2 protein-coding genes are annotated in these 1,776 nt (G+C 45.6%); both read right to left on the minus strand.

Translation table 11 applies throughout. The features are described from left to right. Nucleotides 1-541 precede the first annotated feature (541 nt). On the minus strand, nt 542-952 hold the full coding sequence (locus GPL15_RS12365; RefSeq protein ID WP_215698983.1) for an ester cyclase: 411 nt from the start codon (nt 950-952) through the stop codon (nt 542-544). Nucleotides 953-1,007: 55 nt separating this feature from the next. After that, on the minus strand, nt 1,008-1,418 hold the full coding sequence (locus GPL15_RS12370; RefSeq protein WP_215698984.1) for a VOC family protein: 411 nt from the start codon (nt 1,416-1,418) through the stop codon (nt 1,008-1,010). Nucleotides 1,419-1,776: the final 358 nt, after the last annotated feature.

The following is a 1,776-nucleotide window of genomic DNA, read 5'->3' on the forward strand; positions in this document are numbered from 1 at the left end:
AGGATACAAGCGCAAAAGAGGCGACCAAAAATAAATCGCCCCGCCTTTAAAAATGTCCTTGACAAGGGGTACAGTTCAAAACGATACAGGGTTCTGATTCCAACTGTTAGGTTGAACTAAGGCTTCCAGCATGAAAGAGGGCGGTCCGATGCCCCTGAACGGTGAACTCCTCATGACTTCACCGTTCAGGGGCATCTCAGAAACTGATTCGGTTTTCAGTTTCTGCCCGCCCTCTTTCACGCTGGAAACCTAAGCTCAACTAAACGGTTTCCACACGAACCCTGTATCGTTTGTTTCCCCTGCCCCGGTCCCCGGCCTGGTTTCCCGCCATCCGGTCTCCCCGCTTCCCTGCTGGGCTTCCCTGCTGGTTTTCCCTGGTTCAAGTAATTAAAAACAATTTTGCAAATTATAAGAAAATTTAACATCAAGCGTTAAGGCTTTTTCGAAAATGGCTTAACGCTTTAGTGTGACGTTTTAGTGTGATGTTTTAGTGTTACGCTCCCGGGACTTCTCAAATAGATCAAATGAGTTTTTTAACGCCTTATGTGGGGGAAATAATTTTTTCCTCAAACAAAGTTTCAAACGTATTCATTGCTCCGCCGTGTTCTACAATTTTTCCATCCACAACCTTGTCGATATCGACACCTGTAAACGTCAGCTTTTTTCCGGTCGGCTTTATCCCCAGCCATTCGCCTTCGTGTATGCATTCAGTCACGAACTCCGAAATAATATAGTCACCATCACAATATTGACGAATGATCGTCATTTTCAAATTGGGATAGGTCTTTCTAACATCAATAAGGTGCTGCCTCATCCCTTCCACTCCGGTGGGAACAATCCTTTCGCCGATTCTAACTGTGCAATCATCTGAAATATACTCTGAAACCTTATCAATGAGGTGGTTTGAGACAATCACTTCATAAAAATACCGTATTCTTTCTCTATAATCCATGGTGAACCTCCTTGCTTAATAGATGCTTTTGTATACAATAAGGTGCAGCCGCAAATTACGTTTCGCTTGTGCTGCCGATTTCAAGCAGGTTCCCCTCGGGATCGGCAACATAAAAATTGCGGATGCCAAAAGGATAGGTGATGGGTTCTCCGGTGGGAAACCGAACGCCAAACTTCGATAGCCGCTCATACTCCGCATCCACATCAGCAAAGCTAGGCAGCCAAAAGGCAATTTCAAACGTCTGATTGATTCCCCTTGGCGGAACATAGCTCTCTCCAATTGCCTTTACGAATTGTTCTCTGCTGTACATGAACAAGGACAGCGCACCGCTTGCCGTTTCAAACTCCGCAAAATCACCGCCATCCCATTGTGTTGGAAAACCCAATATATCTCTGTAAAATCGAACCATACTATCCATATCACCGACTAACAGGCTTGCACCTATCCTTACATCACGTCCGTTCATATCATCATCTCCTTTGTTTTTGGCCGCCTTATCTGCCTAAACATCAACCCTCAAGGCATTTCCGAAAATGCCTTGACCTTTTACTGTTATTCTCCACGTCAGTTACTTGAAATGTCTATACCATAATCTGCACGAAATACCAAACAACGTCTCAATCAAGCGCTTCTTAGCCCTTTCTACTTCACTTCTCCAAATCTTTATTTATCCTTTATCAGCCCAGTACACAGCCATGAATCCTGGGAATGGGGACGGACAGGGGCGGAGGCCTGCTTGGAGGATTGACGCCGGGCGGAGCGGAATCCGTTGGCGATGAAAGCCGTCTGGAAACCGTTAGTGAAACTTAGGCTCCAGGGATGGA

The sequence above is a fragment of the Clostridium sp. MCC353 genome (assembly GCF_018785315.1).
Lineage (GTDB): Bacteria > Bacillota > Clostridia > Lachnospirales > Lachnospiraceae > CHH4-2.

Excerpts from the sequence above, each read along its gene's own strand:
- GPL15_RS12365 (WP_215698983.1), bottom strand. The coding sequence starts at position 952 with ATGGATTATAGAGAAAGAATACGGTATTTTTATGAAGTGATTGTCTCA.
- GPL15_RS12370 (WP_215698984.1), bottom strand. The coding sequence starts at position 1,418 with ATGAACGGACGTGATGTAAGGATAGGTGCAAGCCTGTTAGTCGGTGAT.